At 47.6% G+C, this 931-nt stretch carries 1 protein-coding gene; it reads right to left on the bottom strand.

The features are described 5' to 3' along the window. Positions 1–4: 4 nt before the first annotated feature. Positions 5–931: asparagine synthase B (asnB, locus tag R7Q48_RS25435; protein WP_318132928.1), on the bottom strand; the 927-nt coding region annotated here is incomplete at its 5' end.

The following is a 931-nucleotide window of genomic DNA, read 5'->3' as shown; positions in this document are numbered from 1 at the left end:
CTGCTTAGTAAGCGTCGTTGTGAACGGTTTGCACTGCACGGCCTGAAGGGTCAACACAGTTCTTGAATGACTCATCCCACTCAATCGCTTTCGCTGATGAACACGCTACAGAAGGGCCACCTGGTACACATTCTGCAGCTGATGGTAATGGGAACAACTCCTCAAAAATTTCGCGGTATACGTAACCTTCTTTAGTTGTTGGTGTGTTGTATGGGAAGCGGTACTGAGCCGTTTCCATCTGTTGATCGGTCACTTTCTCTTCTGCTACGGCCTTCAAAGTGTCAATCCAGCTGTAACCTACGCCATCAGAAAACTGCTCTTTTTGACGCCAAGCGATTGAGTCTGGTAAGTAATGCTCAAAACATTCGCGAAGAATGTGTTTTTCCATCTTACCGTTGCCACACATTTTGTCTGCAGGGTTTAGGCGCATTGCGACGTCAATGAACTCTTTATCCAAGAATGGTACACGGCCTTCAACGCCCCATGCCGCCAACGATTTGTTCGCACGGGCACAGTCAAACATGTTTAGAGCCAGCAGTTTACGAACCGTTTCTTCGTGGAACTCTTTTGCGTTTGGCGCTTTGTGGAAGTACAAGTAGCCACCGAAGATTTCATCAGCGCCTTCACCAGAAAGCACCATTTTAATGCCCATTGCCTTGATTTTACGGCCCATGAGGAACATCGGTGTTGAGGCACGAATCGTTGTTACGCCATAAGTCGCGATGTGGTAAATCACGTCACGAATAGCATCCAAACCTTCTTGAATGGTGTATGTCATTTCGTGGTGAACGGTGCCAATTTTTTCTGCCACTTCACGTGCTGCTTTTAAGTCTGGAGCGCCTTCAAGACCAACCGCAAAAGAGTGAAGTTGGGGCCACCATGCTTCTGATTTTTCATCGTCTTCGATACGCATCGCAGCATAGCGTTTTGC

It is taken from the genome of Vibrio sp. 378 (assembly GCF_033339435.1).
Note: the sequence above shows the minus strand (reverse complement) of the source record. Positions and strands in the feature narration are given on the sequence as shown.